11 protein-coding genes and 2 pseudogenes are annotated in these 19,154 nt (G+C 65.1%); 7 read left to right on the plus strand and 6 right to left on the minus strand.

What is annotated here, in order from left to right:
- Positions 1 to 520: 520 nt before the first annotated feature.
- Together AC5JJ6_RS14310 and AC5JJ6_RS14315 are read right to left on the minus strand one after the other, a co-directional pair.
- Complete coding sequence (locus AC5JJ6_RS14310) at positions 521 to 1,591, minus strand: glycosyltransferase family 2 protein (protein ID WP_496042693.1); 1,071 nt, start codon at positions 1,589 to 1,591, stop codon at positions 521 to 523.
- 43 nt (positions 1,592 to 1,634) lie between these two features.
- Positions 1,635 to 2,834 carry a lipopolysaccharide biosynthesis protein gene (locus AC5JJ6_RS14315; protein ID WP_496042694.1) on the minus strand — a complete coding sequence of 400 codons (1,200 nt, stop codon included), beginning with the start codon at positions 2,832 to 2,834 and terminating at the stop codon, positions 1,635 to 1,637.
- 418 nt (positions 2,835 to 3,252) lie between these two features.
- On the opposite strand from AC5JJ6_RS14315, the gene AC5JJ6_RS14320 reads away from it, so the two are divergent.
- The 7 genes from AC5JJ6_RS14320 to AC5JJ6_RS14350 all read left to right on the plus strand — a co-directional run bounded on the left by AC5JJ6_RS14320 (position 3,253) and on the right by AC5JJ6_RS14350 (position 13,133).
- A complete protein-coding gene (locus AC5JJ6_RS14320; protein WP_496042695.1) occupies positions 3,253 to 4,851 on the plus strand; it encodes a CpsD/CapB family tyrosine-protein kinase in 1,599 nt (532 codons plus the stop codon).
- Between the two features lie 4 nt (positions 4,852 to 4,855).
- Positions 4,856 to 6,073: a polysaccharide biosynthesis/export family protein gene (locus tag AC5JJ6_RS14325; protein ID WP_496042696.1), complete on the plus strand. Its 1,218-nt coding sequence runs from the start codon at positions 4,856 to 4,858 to the stop codon at positions 6,071 to 6,073.
- On the plus strand, positions 6,070 to 7,344 hold the full coding sequence (locus AC5JJ6_RS14330; RefSeq protein WP_496042697.1) for a glycoside hydrolase 5 family protein: 1,275 nt from the start codon (positions 6,070 to 6,072) through the stop codon (positions 7,342 to 7,344). The genes AC5JJ6_RS14325 and AC5JJ6_RS14330 overlap by 4 nt, the downstream gene beginning before the upstream one ends.
- The gene (locus tag AC5JJ6_RS14335; protein ID WP_496042698.1) at positions 7,334 to 8,920 is read left to right on the plus strand and encodes an O-antigen ligase family protein; all 1,587 of its coding nucleotides are present in this window, start codon (positions 7,334 to 7,336) and stop codon (positions 8,918 to 8,920) included. Before AC5JJ6_RS14330 ends, AC5JJ6_RS14335 begins: the two co-directional genes overlap by 11 nt.
- Before the next feature lie 67 nt (positions 8,921 to 8,987).
- Positions 8,988 to 10,073, plus strand: coding sequence for a GAF domain-containing protein (locus AC5JJ6_RS14340; protein WP_496042699.1), 1,086 nt, complete (start codon positions 8,988 to 8,990; stop codon positions 10,071 to 10,073).
- A 248-nt stretch (positions 10,074 to 10,321) separates the two neighbouring features.
- On the plus strand, positions 10,322 to 11,803 hold the full coding sequence (locus tag AC5JJ6_RS14345; protein ID WP_496042700.1) for an exopolysaccharide biosynthesis polyprenyl glycosylphosphotransferase: 1,482 nt from the start codon (positions 10,322 to 10,324) through the stop codon (positions 11,801 to 11,803).
- 100 nt (positions 11,804 to 11,903) lie between these two features.
- On the plus strand, positions 11,904 to 13,133 hold the full coding sequence (locus AC5JJ6_RS14350) for a glycosyltransferase (protein ID WP_496042701.1): 1,230 nt from the start codon (positions 11,904 to 11,906) through the stop codon (positions 13,131 to 13,133).
- Positions 13,134 to 13,179: 46 nt separating this feature from the next.
- On the opposite strand, the gene AC5JJ6_RS14355 is transcribed toward AC5JJ6_RS14350, so the two are convergent.
- From AC5JJ6_RS14355 to AC5JJ6_RS14370, 4 genes and pseudogenes are all read right to left on the minus strand, one after another.
- On the minus strand, positions 13,180 to 14,463 hold the full coding sequence (locus tag AC5JJ6_RS14355) for a hypothetical protein (RefSeq protein ID WP_496042702.1): 1,284 nt from the start codon (positions 14,461 to 14,463) through the stop codon (positions 13,180 to 13,182).
- Between the two features lie 804 nt (positions 14,464 to 15,267).
- Positions 15,268 to 16,500, minus strand: a pseudogene (locus AC5JJ6_RS14360) (IS701 family transposase).
- Between the two features lie 345 nt (positions 16,501 to 16,845).
- A pseudogene (locus AC5JJ6_RS14365) lies at positions 16,846 to 17,454 on the minus strand (trypsin-like serine peptidase); the annotation flags it as partial.
- A gap of 639 nt (positions 17,455 to 18,093) precedes the next feature.
- On the minus strand, positions 18,094 to 19,154 hold a 1,061-nt coding region (locus AC5JJ6_RS14370), incomplete at its 5' end, for a terminase TerL endonuclease subunit (RefSeq protein ID WP_496042703.1).

The following is a 19,154-nucleotide window of genomic DNA, read 5'->3' on the forward strand; positions in this document are numbered from 1 at the left end:
TCAAGCTGATGGCAAGGCGCTTGGCCGCTCATAAACTTCTCGGACAGGCTCTAAGGCTAGGTTGGCATTTTGTAGTATAGTGAGGTTGAATCCTGCAGTTATAGCTCCAGCCACGATGCCGATCGAGTGAGGTATATGCAGCCCCTGGCCAACTATAGCGTACGCTGAAAAATCGCAGCCGTTGCATATGGAGTTCCATCTCCCGGCTAGCTTCGCCAGTGTGGAGAGCGGAAACCGCCCACCGAAGAATAGCGCTTGGACGCGATATAGGAAAACGGCAGAAAACTTATTCAGGCCTAACAGGGCCATAAGACAGAAAGCGACCGAGAGGCGCTCCCGACCAAACGCCCTGGCGTCATCGGCGATCAGTTCGAAGAATGATTTTGTTTGTGCAAGCATGGGTCGTACCGAGATGTCTGCACGATGAAGCGCGCCAATCGACGCGCCTGAATGTTTTCTATTGCCATCGAGCGTCCTTCTGCTCACGAGAGACCGACCACGACAATCCGGGACTGCGCAACTAGGCTGGCACCATCGAGTTCTCCGCCGTCCACTCGTGGACGGTCCGGAGCAGACCGCGGTCGACCAAGCCTTGGCTGGAGGAATACTCGACGCTGTCTGCATCCGCGAGCGAAAGGGTTGGATTCTTCTCGAGAAGCTCGGCATAGCGGCTGTACTCGACGGAGCCACCATAATGTTCCCCGTTCTGCAGAGCGTCCTCGATTTTCCTGCTGAAGTCTTGGAAGTACTTGAAATGCAGCAGCGCACCGGTCACGGGGGCGAGCTTCACGGGGTTGAGCCGGTGGCTGTTGATGAAGGCATTTCCCTGCCGCCACTTGACGAGCGGCACCTTGAAGGCCTGGGTGGCGACAGTTGGAGGTCGCCGTTCCTTGAATAGTCCAAGCTGATGAGCGACGCTGAGGGCACGACGCTCCAGCTTCGGCTTCAAGCGCGGCCAGACGGTCGGTGTGTGCTGCTCTTCGAAGCAGAGACGCAGGCGCGGGCCACCGATGTGCTCAAACGGCGGGAAGGCGGAAGCCGGATTCGGGAAGCCGTACCGGCGAACGAGGAAGTAGGTGCCGTCGTGGTACTGGCAGGTCCGCCTGAAGTCCTCGCCCTGTTCGTAGCGCAGATCGCGGATGGGCCGCTTGCTGTACATGTCGAGCAGCAACGCATATATCGCCTCGTGACCCGACCTACCCAGCCAGTCGCAGAACCGCGGCAGATCCGCGTGCTCGCAGTTCGGGTAGACGAGCAACTCGTCAATGTCGGCGAGGACAATCCAGTGGGACAATCCATAGACATCCAGAAGTGAGTTCAGCCACGTCACACCGGCCCGGCTCTTTCCATACGACGCGGCCGTGAAGAAGACGTGACAGTCGGGCTGCTGGAGCAGGTATTCCTCGGAACCGTCGCGCGACATGTTGCTGATGAGGAAGAAGCGCGTTACGCCGAGCTTGCGATAGTACTCCAGGAAATACGGGAGGCGGAGCATTTCGTCGCGCAGGACACCGAACAGCCGGACTTCCGCCGTGTCATTTCCGATCGGGCGCTGGTCCCGCCGCACCAGTTCCGGGTGGAGACTTTGCATGTGATCCTTCCAGCAGTTCGAGCCAATGCGGCTTCAACCGGCCCTATCCGCCCCGGAAGGCGCGGAGTCCCTCGCGCCGGAGGGCCAGCAGGAGCAGGTTGGCCAGGACACTGGCGACGCCCAGCCCGGTAAGGCCCAGGACTGGCACCAGCAATAGGTTGAACAGCAGGGACGCGACGAGGAAGGCGATGTTGCCGACCCAGATGGCCCTGTCCCGGTGGCGTGAATAGAGACCATAAAAGCCCGTTTCCGCGATGAGACGCACCAGGGTCGCGATCAGCAGAAGGCCGAGAGCAAGCAGGCTCTCCTCGATCTCGCGCAGGTGCAGGGCCGCAGCGAACTGGACGACGACGATCCAAACCATCAGGCACAAACCGCCGCCGAGGGCCGCCACGGTCAACCCGGCCCGCCGGAGCTCGCGGTTGTAGCTGTCGGCGTCGGCCCGCGAGGCGCTGCCGACGAGCTTCGGCGCCGCCACGTTCAGGACGCCGCTGCTCACCAGGGTTACGATGGCCGCGGTGAAGGAGGTGTAGAAGGTTGCCAAGCCGACCACTTTAAGATCGAGGAAGGCGCCCAACACGAAGCGGTCCAGATATGATCCGCCGGTTAGCCCAATCGAGCCGATCCAGATTGGGAAGCTTCGGCGCAAAGCGCTTCGGATCCGCCCCCAGTCCACGGCGACCGCGCGAAGGCCCGGCCAGCGCACCACATCCAGATGCCAGAGGTTAACTGCAATGCTGGCCGAAGCCCCGGCCACCCAGAAGGCCAGCACGACCCACAGCGTTCTGGTCGGAGACAGGACAAGTCCGATGGCGACCACCAGGAGCGACCAGAGACCAGCGCGTATGAAGAAGGCGACATTCGCGAGGATTGGCCGGCCGAGGTAGTTGGTGGTGACGAAAAGTAGGTTCGCATAGCTCTCGAGGCAGCAGACCAGGTAAGCCAGCAGGAGAAAAGCCAGCGTCTCGCTGCGGAAGGCGTACATCACGAAGACGAGTGGCAGGGTAGCCGCGTAGTTGAAGAGAAAGAAAACGGTCTTGTCCCGCAGCAGCGCACGGGTCTCGCTGGCCGGCATGTCCACGATTCGTCGTGCCAAATCGTGATCGATGCGTCCGCCATATAGGACAACCGCGATCATCGAGGCGGAGAAGACCAGGCCATACAGGCCGAGATCATCAAGAGACAGATACCGGACGATATAGAGCGACAGTCCAAACTTGCCAGCGAGGCTCGCGAGCCGCAAGACAAAGGGGAGACCAGAGGTTCCATGCCTGGCAATGCGGTGGACCAGACCTCGGCTTGCGGAAGTGGATCGCGATTCCATGTCGTTCGTGCACTGCTCCGCCGCCGCCAGGTCCGGTTCGGAGCCGCCGCGCCGCATGATCCTTCCCTCGTGGCGCCATACCTGCCGGTCTCCCGGTTAGGCCTTACATGAACATCGGAGCCGTATGGATGGCAAATTCCCGAGACTTCCGCTATTTTTATGAACATCACCGGACGACCTGCGCGTTTGTCGGATGTAGCCACCCGGAACGAGGACGTCACGCTGTTGCCATGGCGATCGAACCTCGTCCTGGGACCAGGACAGGCGCGCGACCGGCGTCGGCGGTGGAGGATTAACGGGAGCTCGGTTCATTCAACCACAAGCTTCAAACACATCGGTGCCTTCGGACGCCGCTTGGCTGGACGCAGCAGCACGACTGCCACCCGATCCGCGCGCTGGCCTCAGTCGCGGGCTTCGCATCCTATGGCGCCGGAAGTGGCGCTTCCTCCTAGTCTTCGCGCCGATATTCCTGGTCGCACCGGCTTATCTCCTGCTGGTCCCGGATCGCTTCATCGCGCAGGCGATGCTGCTGGTGGGGACCCGGCAACCGGAGCTGACGGGCGAGCAGGCTCGCGATCCGTTTCGCGGTGAACTCGACATCGACGGCGCGACCGCCCTCCTGCGGTCGCAAGCGGCCCTGCGCCAAGTGGCGAGCGACCTCGACCTCGTCGGCAGGCCGGAATTCGCCCGCGCTGTCCGCCAGGCGCCTCCGTTGCTCATCCGGCTGCGGCGATCCATCGGTTCATTGCTCGGCCGGCCGGGCGTGCGCGATCCGGTCGGACCGATGAATCCGATCGACGCGATCGCCGGCGAGCTGCGCAACGGGATCAGCATCGACCGGATCGGGCGCTCGGCCCAGCTGCGGGTCGCCTATTCCTCCTCCGACCCCGAGCTCGCCGCTGCGATCGTCAACGCCTTGGCGCAGTTCGTCGCCGAGGATGAAAGCTTCCTGGCGCGGCTGAGCCTGGCCGAGCGGGCAGGCTTCCAGATCGTCCGCATGTCGGTCGTGGCCGAAGCCACGCCGCCTCCGGCACCCTCGCTGCCCAACCCAGCCCTCGTGCTCGGCATCGGAGCCTTTTGCGCGATCGCCGCCGGCTTGGCCTCGGTGCTGCTGAAGGAGTTCCAGGCGCAGCAGACGGTGCTGAGCACGGAGGAGGTCGCTCGCCGCGGCCTGCGCGCCCTCGGGGTCATTCCTGAGTCTGCCGGAAGCCAGCGGTCCGAGAGGGGGATCGCGGTACTCATGAGCGAGGCCATGCCTGCCTTCTCGGCGTCGGTAACCTCGCTGCATGCGGCCGTCTCGACCTTGCTCCGGCAGCGTCCGGAGAGCGGGGTCGTGCTGCTGCTCACCTCCGCGCTGCCGGCCGAGGGCAAGTCCACAACCTCGGCCGCGCTGGCCGCGTCCATGGCCGCCTGTGGCGACCGCGTGCTGCTCGTCGATGCGGACCTGCGCTCCCCGGCCCTCCAGCAGATCTTCGGTCTCGAGCCCGCCCCCGGCCTGGCCGACAGCCTGGACGCGGAGGGCGGGCTGGAGCGTGCCATCCGCTTGGACCGGGCCACGGGGGTTCACGTCCTGACGGCGGGCAGCCCCCATGCGCATCCGCTGTCCGTGCTCGGCTCTAGCCTCTTGCGCTCGCAACTGAAAACTTGGCGGGCGCGGTTCGACGTCATCCTGATCGACTCCCCGCCGGTGTTGGTGGTGGGGGATGCGGTGATGCTCGCGCCTTTGTCCGACCAGGTGATTGTCGTCGTCCGTTGGGGCTCGACAACCTGGAGCGCCCTGCAGGAAGCTTTGCGGGTGATCCAGGAGAGCGGCGCGCGCCTGGCCGGCCTTGCCATCTCGCGGGTCGATGTCGGTCAGCTTTCCACCTACGACCAGGCCTACGCGCAGGTGTACGGCTCGGAGCGTGGCGGTCGCGCCACTGCGCGGTGGAGCTGAGGTGATGGCGACGCTCCTGCGCGGCTGCTTAGTCGCCGGCCTCCTCCTGCTCGCACCGGCTCCGGCGCGGGCGGACTACATGCCCCAGCGCGGCGACGTGCTGGAGCTGATGGTGGCCGGTGCACCGGCCCTGAACCGCCGCGTGACCGTGGACGACAACGGCGACATCACCCTGCCTGTGCTCGGCCAGGTGAAGGCGACGGATGTCGGCCTGACCGAATTCGGCCAGCGGATCCAAGCGTTGCTGGTGGCCCGCAACGTGGTGCAGCGTGGCCAGACCATCGTCTCGGTGTTCGAATACGCTCCGGTCTACGTGGACGGCGACGTGGCCCGGCCCGGCGAGTACCGCTACCGGCCGGGCATGACGGTACGCGCTGCGGTCGCCCTGGCCGGTGGGCTCGACGTCACCCGCGGGTTGGGGCGGCTGACGGCGGCCCAGGCGTCAGAGGCGCGCGCCGATTACGGCGCGACGGCGATCGAATTGGCGCGGCAGCAGGTACGGATCGCGCGACTTGAGGCGGAGCTGTCGGGCGCGGTGAGTTTCGACCCAGCGGCCAACACCGAAAGGCCGGGCGTGCCGGAGGCAGTCCTGCGCGACATCGTCGCCACCGAAGCGCGGCAGATGGAGGCCGAACGCCAGGCCCGGGCGAACGAGAAGACTGGTCTGGAACGCATGCTGGCGGTGGCGCGCGCTGAAATCACGATGCTCGAGCATGCGGAGCGGCAGCAGCGAGCGAGCTACGACCAGGCCTTCACCGAAGCCGGCCGTGCCAGCAGCCTCCTCGAGCGCGGCGTGGGCACCGCCGTCCGGACAGAGATCGCAGAGCGGAGCCTCGCCCAGGCACGATCGCAGATCCTGGAGGTGCAAGTGCGACTCGCGCAGGCACGGCGCGAGGCCGAGGAGCGCGAGCAGCAGCTCAAGACCTTCGATGACCAGCGCCGGGCCAACCAGCTCGAACAATTGCGGGATGCTTTCGCAGCGGCGGGCAAGGCGCGATTCCACCTGCAGTCGGCGCGGGAGCGCATCGCAAGCCGGACTGACGGGGCGGCGGCTGCGAATGGTGGCGCCGTAGTGCCCGAGATCCTGGTCCGGCGCCGAGACCATGGGGCGATCGCGCGCCTCCGGGCCGAACTCGATATGGCGTTGCAGCCCGGCGACAGCGTCGAAGTGATCGGGGACGGCCTGCGGGCCGATGCGGCCGGGCCGAGGCGCGACCGATGACGGGCCGCGCAAAGCCGGCGCGCGTATCCGGGCGGGGTTGCGCCTGGGCGGTGCTGCTGCTCGTCGCGCTTGCGGCCTGGTCGCGCCCCGGGACGGCGGCCCAACCGGACCGAGTTCCTGCGGGTCTCGGGATTCATGTCCAGGTCTGGCATATCGCGCCATCCGATCTCGAGCGGATTAAGGGTCTCGGCTTCGGTTTCGTCCGGTGGGGGATCGCCTGGGACGCCGTCGAGAAAGTAACCGGCGAGTTCGACTGGTCCGGTCCTGATGCCTTCATAGAGAAGCTTGAGCGCGCCGGCCTCGGATCCGTCGTGGTCCTGGGGACCGGCAATCCGCTCTACAGCCGGATGCTGGAGTTGCCCCGCGACCCGGGGGTCAGGTGGACGCGGGTCGCGGCGCCACCGGACACCGACGCCGAACGAGCCGCCTTCGCCCGCTTTGCCGCCGCCGCCGCCCGGCGGTATGCGGGGCGCTCCGTCACCTGGGAGATCTGGAACGAGCCGGACTCACGGATCTTCTGGCCACCGGCACCGCATCCGGAGAGTTACGCGAGATTGGTCAGCACGGCCTGCGCGGCGATCAAGGCAGCGTCGCCGACTGCCGCCGTGCTCGCCCCCGCCACGGCCGCCCTGCCCCACCGCGTGCCCCAGTTCTTCTCCGCGCTGTCCAGGACGGATGCCCTCGACTGCCTCGCCGGCCTGAGCATGCACAGCTACCGCATCCAGGGCGGGGTGCAGCCGGACCCGGAGAGCGTGGCGCCCGAAAACATGGCGAGCCGCACCCTCCTGGACCGCCTGTCGCCTCGGGCACGCGTCCTGCCGATGCTCTGCACGGAATGGGGGTACCCGACCTCGGCGGTCGGCCCCGAGACCCAGGCCGCCTACCTGGCCCGGACCTACCTGGCCAATCTGGCGAGCGGCGTGGCGGCGACGGTCTGGTACGAATGGAAGGATTCGCGGAACGAGCCGCTCAATCCCGAGTCCCATTTCGGCTTGGTCACCGCACAAGGCGCCGCCAAGAGCGGGCTGGACGGCGCGCTGCTCCCCCGCCTGCTGCGCATGGATTTCCGCCGTCGCCTGGAGACAGGACATCCCCTCGTCCAGGCTCTCCTATTCGAGGAGGCAGGTGTCGAGCACATCGTCGCCTGGGTCAGGTCGTCCGATCCAGAACAGAAGGTTCGTGCCACGATCGGGGATGCGATAGTCGTGCTCGACATCGTCCCAGGCATCACGCGCGGCAACCGCATCGCCGTCACCGGACATGCTCGATAAGCTGGTCGCGGTCCTGTTCGCGCTGGGGGTGGTCGCGGTGCCCTTCGACGCGATCCCCGGTCTGGGAGCCATCGGCGAGTTGAGCAACGAGGCATCCTTCTATTTCTTCGCGGCCGCAATGGGCGTGCAGGTCCTGAAGGCCACCGGGGCGGGGCTGGTGCGTGCGGTGCGTCCGCCCCTGGGTCTCCGTTTTCTAGGTGGGGCGGCCGCCATTATTCTCAGCGCCGTCCTCCTCGCCGCCATGTGGAATGCTGCGGAGATCGCCGTCGCCACATTCCATGGCCGGAGCGGCGCGCCCAAAATGGTCACGGCGGCCGGCGTCCTGGTCTACGGTCTCGTGCTTGCCGGGATGACCTGCGCCGTCGCGCCCGGGCGATGGTATGCCTGTCTCATTCTGCCGATCTGCCTCAGCGCGGTGCTGTGCATCGGGTATGGCCTGGTGGAGGGGGCGCATCGGGCAGGGGTGACGCTTCCGGTGTACACGGCCCTGGACGCGGCAGTCCACGCCGGCTCCGACCAGGAGGTGCAACCCTGGAACAATGCGGTGAACCTCAAGCTGGTTGAGGCATGGGACAAGCGCCTCCGGACCGTTTCCTTCGAGCCCCCGGCCTTTGGCAACTTCGCCGGCCTGGCCTGGCCGTGGCTCCTGTGCGCCGTGATGATGACGCGGGGGACGAGGCGGCTTGTCCACAGCGTGCTCCTGGCTGCCTTCACGATCCTCATCCTAGCCTCGCAAGCGCGTACGGGATGGCTCCTGCTCGCCGCCAATGTCGCCTGTTTCGGCGCCCTGCGTCTCCTGTTCCTTCCCATCAGTGGCTTGGTCAACACCATGGCCGCCAGGTTTGCCGCTGCGCTGCTGCTCACCGGGATCGCCGGGGGCGTCGGGGCCTATGGCGCGAGCCTCGACCAGCTCATCAGCGACGTTGTCGCCGGTGACTCGGTGTCGGACCTGTCGCGGCTCGCCTACCAGGTGACGGCGCTGAACATCTTCGCCTCGCAGCCGATGCTGGGCTCGGGCTTGGGCCAGTTCGCCTTCCGGGCCTCGCTCCACATGCCCCCCTGGGGGTTCCTCAGCCCGGAGATCGGGGCATCGCTCGTCCATCCGGAAGCACCCTGGCCGAACACCTATTCACTCTATGCCCGGATTGCCGCGGAGCTCGGGCTGGTCGGTCTCACCGGCTGGCTGGCGATCTGGGGCACCCTGATCCTGTCTGTCCGTCGCGCGGCCCTGACCTTCGCCACCGTCGGTGGGACCGTGCCGGCGATCGCCTATCCGATCATCATGAGCGCCGTCGGCATTCTGGTGACCGGCATCACAACCGACACCTTCCGGACTCCGATGATGTGGCTCGCCCTGGGCGCTGGCGCCTGCTTCACCGCGCGGGCGGCGCAGCTGACCGGTAACCGCCCCCACGGGGCGGCGTCTGCCAGCCACGCCCACCGCTCTGGGTTGCGGGCAGCCCAGGCCGCGCCGCCGAGCGCCAGCGCCGTGGCCATTGGCTGGCGTGGAGAGCGGCCAGGGTCTACCATCGTCGCCGGAACGGGCGCTCACCAAGACCGAACCCATCGGGGCTAGATATTTCCACGTTGCGCTAGGAGCGAGGCTAGCCTTCTCCGCGCTCATGTAGCTGGGATCCTGGACCATGTCGCAGCCATCCGACCCGATCAACGACCCGAAGCGCCTCGCGGCACTGCGTCGGACGGGGCTGCTGGACAGCCCACCGGAAGAGGCGTTTGACTGTCTCGCCTTGGCTGCATCCGAGATTATGAATGCATCCGTGGCACTCGTCTCGCTGGTGGGCGACGACCGCCAGTTCTTCAAGAGTGCCCAGGGCCCGGGAGGTGTTTTCCAGGCCAAGGGTATTTTCGCCGCCGAGAATGACACGACCCTGGCCATGTCGCTGTGCCGCTACGCCGTAGCGGCGGTACGGCCGTTGGTGATTTCCGACGCGCGCCTGAGCCCGGACTTCCAGGACCATCCCGCGGTGCGGAACGGTGGGATTGTCGCCTATGCCGGCATGCCCATCGTCGTGGACAGCGGCGAGGCCATTGGCACCGTCTGCGTGCTGGACCACAAGCCCCACGACTGGAGTGAGCAGCAGCTGGCAGCGTTGGGCGAACTGGCGCGCGAGGCGTCGGAACTCATCGCGCGGCAGGCCACCACCGCGGACTCGAAAGCGCGGCTCTTCGCCCGGAAAACTGGCCTGGTTGCGGCCCCTCCCGAGGCGCAGGAGAGGGACGCGGCATCCGGCGTGGTGGCCCTCATCGGCCGCATGGAGACGCCGGACAGCCCGTCGGAGCCGGCGGCTCCGGCCACTGCCGCGAAGGCAGAGCAGGGCTTGGTGGCCGCTGCGCTGTTTTTTTTGCGGCAAGTTGACGCTTATGTCCTCAGCCTTGGCACGCGCGCCTTGGGCGGCGACAGCGACGAGCAGAACCGCTTGCGCGCCGCGGTGGTGGGCGCGCAGGCGAGCTTATTCCGTGCGCTTGAGGCATTTGATGCGGCTGACGAGCGGTCGGCCAGCAGAGCTGAGGCAGCCGCAGCGCTCCGCAACAGCTGCGCGGTATTCCTCGAGGCTGATGTGGTCCGGATGCGCACCAGCCTTCTGTTCCGCCGTGGCGAAACGAGCATGGAGCAGGTTGAGCGAAGCGTGTTGGAAGCGTCTGCCGCGGAGCAAGCCGTGCGGCTCGCCTTACGGGATTACACTTCGCAATCTCGAGAAGGCATCTAGCTTCACGATTGACGGCCCCCTTTCTCGTCTATTAATGAGAAGAATGTCCGACTGGGGCTGTTTTTATGAAGCGGCTGCACCTTTTTGACCAATTGTATGCAAGCGGGCCTGCGCCCGGCCAAGCGCTGTAACCGGTGTCGTCACAGACGGGGCGCACGAGCGCCGACCCAGCATTCGGCACCACCCATGGACGGGCGGTGACCGAGGACGCTGCCTTCGGTCCGGGTGGACGCGATCCGAGACGCCCGTTGGCGTCGAGTGCCGACCGGCGAGGCACCGGCCAGGGTGAGGTGAGGTCATCGAGTCCGGCCACCGTGGCCCCGCGGTTTGGACGTGCGCGCCTGGTCTCTGGTATCGGGCTCGCTCTAGCCGACACGCTCAGTTTTGCCGTCTGCACTGCCATCGTCTACGCTATCCGCAGCGTGATTTGGGATACGACGCCGCTGTTCTGGGGCCTGTGGCCCGTCTTCGGTTGCTGGTTGCTGTTTCGCTGGGCGATGGGGCTTTATCCCTCCTTCGGCATGCCGCATCCCGAGGAGTTACGGCGATCAGTGCTGACCACCCTGATGATCGGCCTGTCCCACCTGATCGCCCTGCTGGCTACAGAAAACACCGAGGCATACCGGTTCGTCGGACTGGCCATCTGGCTGTTCACCATCCCGACTTGCTACTTTGCCCGTAGCTTCACGCGCGCGGCCCTCATCGGGAGCGGCTTCTACTGCATGCCCTATGTGATCGTGGGCGTGGGTCCTTTGGCGGAGACCGCGATCCGCGAGATGCGCGCGGACCCGGAACTGGGCATGGTGCCAGTCGGGATCTTCGGCGACGTCAGCCGCTTGGCGACGCCGGCGATGCATGGGGTGCCGGTGCTCGGCCCCGTCGGAGCGATCAAGACCCGCACCTTTCCCTGGCCGGTCCGCCACGCGCTGGTGGCGCTGAGGCCGGACGAGGTGAACCGCGAGCAGTTCGAAGAACTGGCGGCTAGCTTGGCGGCGACCTTCTCCCGCGTGCAGGTGCTGAGCGATACGACACTGCTGGGCAGTCTCTGGGCGCGGCCGCGACCCATCGGACCGTACCTGGCGACGGAGGTGCGGCAGGCGCGCTTCTCGGAAAGCCAGCGGCGCGCGAAGCGGGCCGTGGACGTCCTGGTCTCGCTGCCGATCCTGATCCTGACGACGCCAATCATCGGGCTCGCGGCGCTGGCCGTGAAGCTGGCGAGTCCCGGCCCCGCCTTCTTCTCGCAGACACGGGAGGGCATGAATGGGCAGCCGGTGCGGATCTATAAGCTCCGCACGATGATTCCGGATGCCGAGAAGCGGTTGGCGGAGTACCTGGCGAGCAACCCAGCAGCGCGCTTTGAGTTCGAGCGAACCCTGAAGCTCCGGAACGACCCACGCATCATCCCGAAGGTCGGCAGCTTCCTGCGCCGTTCGAGCATCGACGAGTTGCCGCAACTGCTGAACATCGTCAGAGGCGACATGAGCCTTGTCGGGCCGCGCATCATGCCGACCCGCGAGGTGGCGCGGTACAGCCCGGCGGGCCAGGCGTTGCGCCGGGATGTGCCGCCCGGCCTGACCGGTTTCTGGCAGGTCACGTCGCGGAGCAACAGCGACCTCAAGATCCGCGAGGTCGCCGATGCCTTCTATGTCAGTAACTGGTCCGTATGGCTCGATGCTTGGATCCTGTTGAGGACAGTCCGTGTCGTGCTCGCCGGTTCCGGGGCGTACTGACGCGCCCAGCCGGTGTCCTGTGGAACGATGGGGGTTTAGGCGCGGCGCTCGCATCGCATCGGCTGACCGATTCACGCAGCAAAATGGAGCGGAGCTCGAAATGCCCGATGACTCGATAGAGCCAGCGAGCCGTCCGCTGCGCCTGGCCCATGTGACCGAAGCGCCAGGCGGAGGCGTCCTAAGCTATCTGCAGGAAGCCGTGGCGTTCCAGGCCCAGTCTCCCGCCGTCGAGTCCATCGCGGTCGTCGGACCGGAAGTCAATGCCGCCTCAATCGTCCGGATCGACAGCCCGAAGCTGGTAGTCACATCGTTCGAACACAAGCGTGGCTCGGTGGCCGGGCTGCTGCGCCTCGGCCAGCTGACGCGGGGCGTCGTGGCGGAGACGGCCACTGACATCCTCCACGTGCATTCGACCTTTGCCGGCGTCGTGTCACGGCTGGGCGCAGCGGTCGGCTTCCGGCGGCCGAAAGTTGTCTACAGCCCGCATGGCTGGGCTTTCTCCCGCACGAGTTCGGTCAGACCGTTGATAGTCGCGGCCGAAAGGCTGCTCACCCGGTTCACCGACCGCGTCGTCTGCGTCTCCCACGCGGAGAAGGAAGATGCAGTCGCCGCGGGCATCGCCGCCACGAAATGCGTCGTCATCGAGAATGGCATTAAGGCGCTGCCCCCCTCATCTTCCGGCGGAGCTGCCTGGAAGGCGGAGCGCCGAGGCAAGCTCCGGGTCCTGTTTGTCGGCCGTTTCGACCGGCAGAAGGGTTTCGATTTCTGCCTTGCTGTCATGGCGAGGCTGAGTGACGCGGCCGAGTGTTATGCGGTTGGAGATTATGTTGTCGGACCCGCCGAGACGCAGCTCTCCATCCCTGAGAACGTCACGCTGCTGGGATGGCGGGACCGCGCCGAGGTGGTCGAGTTGTACGCGCATGCCGACCTGCTCCTCATGCCGTCACGATGGGAGGGTCTGCCCATCGTCGCTCTCGAGGCGATGCGCTCCGGGCTGCCAATCTTTTGCACGCCGGTGGGCGGACTGCGGGACGTTGTCGTCGATGGGGTCACCGGCCGGTTCTTCGACCTGTCCGACCCGGAGACGGTCGCGGAGATGATCAGGTCGGTGAGCCGGGACACCCTGGCGAGCTACGGCGAGAAAGGACACCAGCGCTTCCTGAAGCGCTTCACGGCGGAGCGGATGAATCAGGAGACAATCAGCCTTTACCGCTCGCTGCGCGACGGTGACGGCGACAGTGCATCGTCTGTAGACGCGCCAACTGCCGCGACGGCCATCGCCTCTCGGCCTGAGATTGAGACGGCATCATCAGCCGCGCCCAGCGGGTAAACCGCTTGACGGCTTGCGTTCGGCTGGATGCGTCTGGGGTTCAGCGTCAGATGAGGTGGAGAACCAGGGGGGCGTCTAGGAGATGGAACGTGAACTGGCTGACGTCGTGGTAGGTTGTGACTGGCGCGCTGCTCAACAGAGGATCGAAGATCTGGACCTCAGAGACGGATGACTGCAGGAAGATGGTGACGTCCGACGCCATCGCGGCCCGCTGAGCGTGATGGACGGAGTCCCAGATCTGCTGCTCGTCCCAGACGACGAGGTCGGAGGTGCCGTCGCTCTTCTGCAGAAGTTGCGCAGAGGCCGTACAAGGCAGCCCGGAAAATGAGATGGTCAGTGGCCTCAACTCGAATGAGTTCACCCCGGCCCCAGGGTCCGAGAGGATCGTGGTCAGATTGTGCAACGCGATGGCCAAGGACTTGGGTGAGCCGTTCGCCTGGAACAGACCGAAGTTATTCTCCCGATTGGCATCAGAACCCTGATCCCGGAGTTCGTAGAAGAATGTCGCGGCGATGCCGGCTTTCCAGTTATCCAGCGCGGTGTACAGGCCATACTTTGCCTGAACATCTTGGTTGACCCCACCCCAGTCAGAGTCTTGCGGCAGCGTGTAGTAGTTGGTCTCGGTCACCACGATCGGCTTGCCAGGCACATTCGAGGCGAAATTCTGTATGGTTTGCGGCAGCCAATCGGCTGGCCGAAGCCCGTTGGGCACGTATCCATGAACGTTGGCGTTGTCTGCGTAGGCCGACATGTCGCCGATGCCATAGGCGCTCGGTGGTAGCCATGCCGTCGTGAAGTTGTAGACGGGCACACCAGCCAACTCCGCGTTGCCGTGCACCGCGGCATAGAGGTCCTTCTGCAGGGCCTGCACCGCGTCAATCCCTTCCATTTCCCGATAGACGATCGGTGAGGCGTCGATTTCGTTCGGCCCCTCGACCGAAGTCACCACGCCAGGATGGGCGTGAGCGAAGGCAGCTAGGTTTGCGATATGGACGTCAAGGTCGACCGGGTTGATATTCGGCAGTAGGGCATCCAGCTTGACCCCGGCCGAGGCGAGCGTGCTGATCTGTGCATACTGCAGTGGCCAGATCTGTTCAGGGAACCAATCGCGGATGTGGTGGACGCCGATATAGGCCAGTTGGTCCAGGACGAGCCCTACGTTGTCATACGAAGGGTTTCCCAGGTGGGTATTCACACCGAGGGAATGGATGAAGTCTGCCGCTCGCGAGACATGCAGTGAATACGGCGCCGGCACGGGTGCTGCTTCGACCTTGATCGGAACTTCTATTGTTGCTGCTGCCAATGTCGTCACGTCCGGCGCGACCGGCATCGAAGAGAGGATCGGGACAGGTGCGGGCGTTGGCGTAGCCTGGATTGGTGCGGGAGCAGTGACAGGACTCGCGGGGCTTTCCGCCTGCCCTTTGCTGTGAGGAGACGTTTGGGAGAGCGTCTCGGGTTGCGGGCTAGTCATTGTAGGTTTTTTACTGCTGAGGGCGGATTGATCGCCGCCAACGGTCAGGGCTGCCGCAACGTCTATGTACGTGTCTGAAAACGTGGGATGCCAATCCGGGACCAGGGGCGGCTTGGCGGCAAATTCGATGTCCGGAAAGATATTGGGTTTGGCTAGGCGCAGTGTGCCTCCCGCGGAATCGCCTTGTCTGTCCGCAGTAGGCCATGGCTCCCAGACCCAAACAGCGGACCGCGCATCGTCTTGGTCAGTTGCTTTGTACCCCGGCGCGAACTCGTTCCCGACAAGCGTAGTATTGGTTTTCGGATCAGCGTGGACCGGATATCCGAAAGCAGCCGCGAAGATTACGGAAAGGCAGGAAACTTGCCCATCCGGCTGGCGCGGCGGCAGTGCAGGGAGCGAAGCGACTTGGCACATAAGGAGTAGGTTACCAAAGCAGCTCGCTTCTGTCTACCAAAAGTTGATATCAATGGCCTTCGTGGACGTTTTTTGCCTTTCAGAACTGGGTCTGCCCTCTGGAATTCGGACAAGCTTCGCGAGACCGGACTAAATACTACAGTTGAGTTTAGGCACGCACTTCCCGCTGGTGCCGCTGCCAGTGACAGCGCTGGGCTATGGCTTGGTGGATCCGCCGCCACAATGACCAGCCAGAAAGGTAATCGAGCGCTATGCCGGCAGCATGCTGGAGGCCGCTGATGAGATGGTGGATCTCGCCCATGCTGAGGTCGACCAGAGGTCGAGATTGTGCCGCCCCCTTTTTTGCAGTGTGACCGCGTTGAGTTTCACCCGCATCGCGGCAAGGAAGGCCAGCGCGAGCATGGAAAGGGTGATGTGCCGGTACCAGCCATGCCATGAGCGGATTTCGTAATCGGCCAAGCCGACTTCCTGCTTGGCCACCTCGAAGCATTTCTCAATGGTCCAGCGCCGGCCGGCCACCTGCGCGAGGCTGGCCAGCGTGGTCTGGTCTGGGCCGAAGACAACGTAGTAGGCGAGATCCTGCGGGTCCTTGCGGCTGCGCCGGACCAGCAGCCAATGATCCCAAGGCGGCTGCTGCAGTCGGGTGAGACGCAAGCGGGCCCAATCGTAGAGCCGTTCCCCTTTGCTGCCAGCGCCCGCCGAGAGACGCCGCCAGGCGCGGGCTGGCAGGCTGGCGGCCAGGCGTGACGCGGCATGCTGGCCGAGGTGCTCATCCAGCACCGCCCAGAGCTTCTCGTTGCTGCGAACAGCGAGCACGAAGGGCTGCTCGCGCCGCTCCAGGTCCATGCGCAGCCGGCGGTCCGAGCCGTAGATCTCATCGCCCAGCACCCAGGCGCAGGGCAGGCCGGCATCAAGGGCGCGGCTGATCATCCGCCTGGCCAGCGCCGGCTTGGTGGCGAAACTCACTGCCTCCGGAATGGCCGCCTCGTCCCGCCGCGCGGCATCGCCGCACCACTCCTCGGCCAGTTAGAGCTCGCGGTCGATCAGCGCGTGCCCCTTGCTGCTAGCGTAGGCCAGGAAGACGCCGATCTGGAGGTTCTCGATCCGCCCGGCTGTGCCGCTGTACTGCCGCGCCACCCCGGCCGAATGCTCGCCTTACTTGAGAAAACCGGTCTCATCGACAATGAGCACACCGTCCAGTGCCCTGAGATGCTCGAGAACGTAGTCGCGGCACAGGTCGCAGGCTGCGTCCTGGTCCCACAGCACGTGGCTGAGAACCCGCTGCGTCCGCCAGGGCCGAGCATCACCAACCTACTCGGCAAGCTGCCAGCCGTTCTTGCGCTTCGCCGCGCTCAGCAGGCCTTCCAGATACAGGCCAGCCTGCCGTCTCGGCTCAGCCCGGACAAACAACGCGCCCAACCGCGCTTCCAGCGCACCCAGCTCCTCACGCCAGACCAGGACGCTCGCGCTGTCCGCTGACATGGCTCATCTCCATCGCCGTCATGCTCACAGGGAGCTAGGATCGCCTGATATTAAACTCAACTGTAGTATTAAGTTGCCGTCATGCTGGAGGCGGCCGGAGCGCAAGGCAGCGTCCAGCTCGATGATCGCCGGCGAGGAGTTGGCCGTGGTCGAGCGGAACTCTACTATCTCGACGTCCTGCGCCCGTAGCCTCTGCGCCAGCCCCACGGTCGTAACCAATACTCAAATTCGAACGCGCGGCTGAGCTCCAGGAAGTCGCACCCTATGATCGGAAACCGGAATCCTCTGGCCGCACCTACTCCTATGTTCCTGCCCCGCTGCGCGGATGCCGCTATTACGAACCAGCTAAGGGTTTGCTCCGATAGCGGCGGCAGGCACGGCATGGCCGCTGGCGACTGTCGCGTCCGCATTGGTGCTGACTGCAACTCCAACGACTCCCCAACCACTTCCGTCAGGACGACGAGCAAGCATCGGAGCTCCGCTCGCGCCGCGGGTGGCAGCACAGTCATGGGCGAGCAGAACGTGCCCCGAAGGCCTTCGCGTGAGGGATCCAAGACGGCACCCGGTATCAGCAGACAGCGTTTCAGGCCGATCTTGCTGGTATCCTCCCAACATCACCGGTGATCCCGGCTGCGGCGTACCACGCAGCAAGGGCAATATATGCCCCGGCGCACCGATCGGCCGCTCGAGGGTTAGCAGCGCCCAGTCCGCACCCGCTGGTCCCATAGCTGCCACTCCGGGGGTGAAGCCCGGCCCGACCGTATAGGAGATAACTCGCGCATGCCCTGTGTACTGACCGAGATTGTAGCCGAGTAGGAAATGGACCGAACGCGCTTGGACAAACTGGCCCGAGCGCGATGCCACCAGACAGTGCGCGGCGGTGAGTACCGTGCGCGCATCGACCAACGTGCCAGTGCAGCGCCCACCGATCTCCGTTTGCACGCGCCCCAGCGAGCGCCATGGTTCGGCGGTAGGTCGACCCGTTGCCGCGGGTCAGCGGCCCCAACGCCAGGAAGAAAATCGCCTCGTGGTGCTCTGCGCAACTCGTCCTGACCGCTTTGAGCCGAGGCAGTCCCGGTGGCGACTGCTAATGCAGCGAAAAGTAGTGCTGCTGCCGGAGCAGTGGTAGGTGCGATGCAGCGAGTTTCGCGGTGAAAAGAGCTGCGACATGGCCGTGGCTCGGCGCGGGGCACGCTCAAACGCATCAGGTGTCTCCGCACACCGGCAAGCGGATGAAAGACGATAGTCATCGAGTCCCTCCGGATGGGCGACTGTGCGGTACTCAAGAGCGGATGAAGTTTGTCGCGTTCCAATTCTAGGTGAAGCTGCTGCGAGTTCCGGGTACGAACTGACGACGCAGTAACACCATAGTGTGATTTAGAATATTTAGGATGGCGAAATAACAATTTCGTGTTCTGCCCGGTGCAATGCAGCAAGGAAATTGGCGCGCGATGGCGCAACAACCTGCGGCGTTCGCCGTTCCTCTATGCTCGCCGCTGGCAGGCTCTGCACATACTCATGCCGCAGCTACGTGCCGATGGTACTCTCTTCAGAAGGCTATGCCCGAGTTCATAACGGTGGGTTCTAACGTCGTCACGCCATCCACAACTCCGCCCGCTCGAAGATGCTGGTGAACTGCTCCGGCTCAGTCATCGAGCGACCAATCGCCATGATGAGCGCCACGGCCGCGTCAATCTTCTGTTCCGGCCGCGCCTTGGTCGGGTAGAGGTTGCCCCGACGGTCCGGCTTACCGAGGACGTTGCCGATGCACCACTCCAGCACCGGGTTGCCGTCATGCTGAAGGCGGCCGGAGCGCATCGCAGCGTCAAGCTCGATGATCGCCGGCGAGAAGTTCGCCGTGGTCGAGCGGAACTCCACCATCTCGACGTACTGCGCCCGTAGCCGCTGGGCTAGCTGCGTCGATTGCCAGGGGTCGTAGCCGACACTGGCGATCCGAAAGCGCCGGCTGAGCTCCAGGATGTCGTCCTCGATTGCTTGAAAGTCAGTCTCGTTGCCCGGCGTCAGGATGAGGTGCTCCGCCGCTGCCCAGCCAGGGTACGAGGCATTCCGCGCCTCGAGAACGGCCTCCTCATTCAGGTAGCAACGGGCGAAGGCGGCGTAGGTCGTCTTGCCCGTCTCGCGGCAATGCTGCGGGAAGACCAGCACCAAGGCCGCGAGGTCGGTGCGGCTGGCGAGGTCGAGGCCGAGATGGCACTCCTGCCCCTCAAGGTCCTCCAGCCGCAGGTCGGGGCTGCGGCACGCCTGCCAAGCGCGCATCGAGAACAGCGCTTCGTCGGCGCCGGACCAGATGTTCAAGTGCCGCGTCCGAGCAGCGGTCTCCTGCGCCAGGTTGTTCCTGGCCTGCCGCATGATGGCCCGGATCGCATCGGGCTGCACCGCCTGCCCCCAGCTCGGGTTGGCCTTGACCCAGGTCGCCTCATCCCAGGGGTCGTCCTCTGGATCGGCGGCATAGATCAGCGTGAACAGCCGCTCATCCTCCTGGGCGCCCTCCAGCACGCGGACGCCATAGTCCCAGAGCTGCTTGCCGATGCCCGTGGTGTTGCCGGTCGCCGTGCTGATGGACAGCAGCAGCGGGTGGCGCCGCTTGCCCATGGCCGTCAGCAGCACGTCATAGACCTCGGAGGTCTTGTGCG

It is taken from the genome of Skermanella sp., from assembly GCF_059503625.1.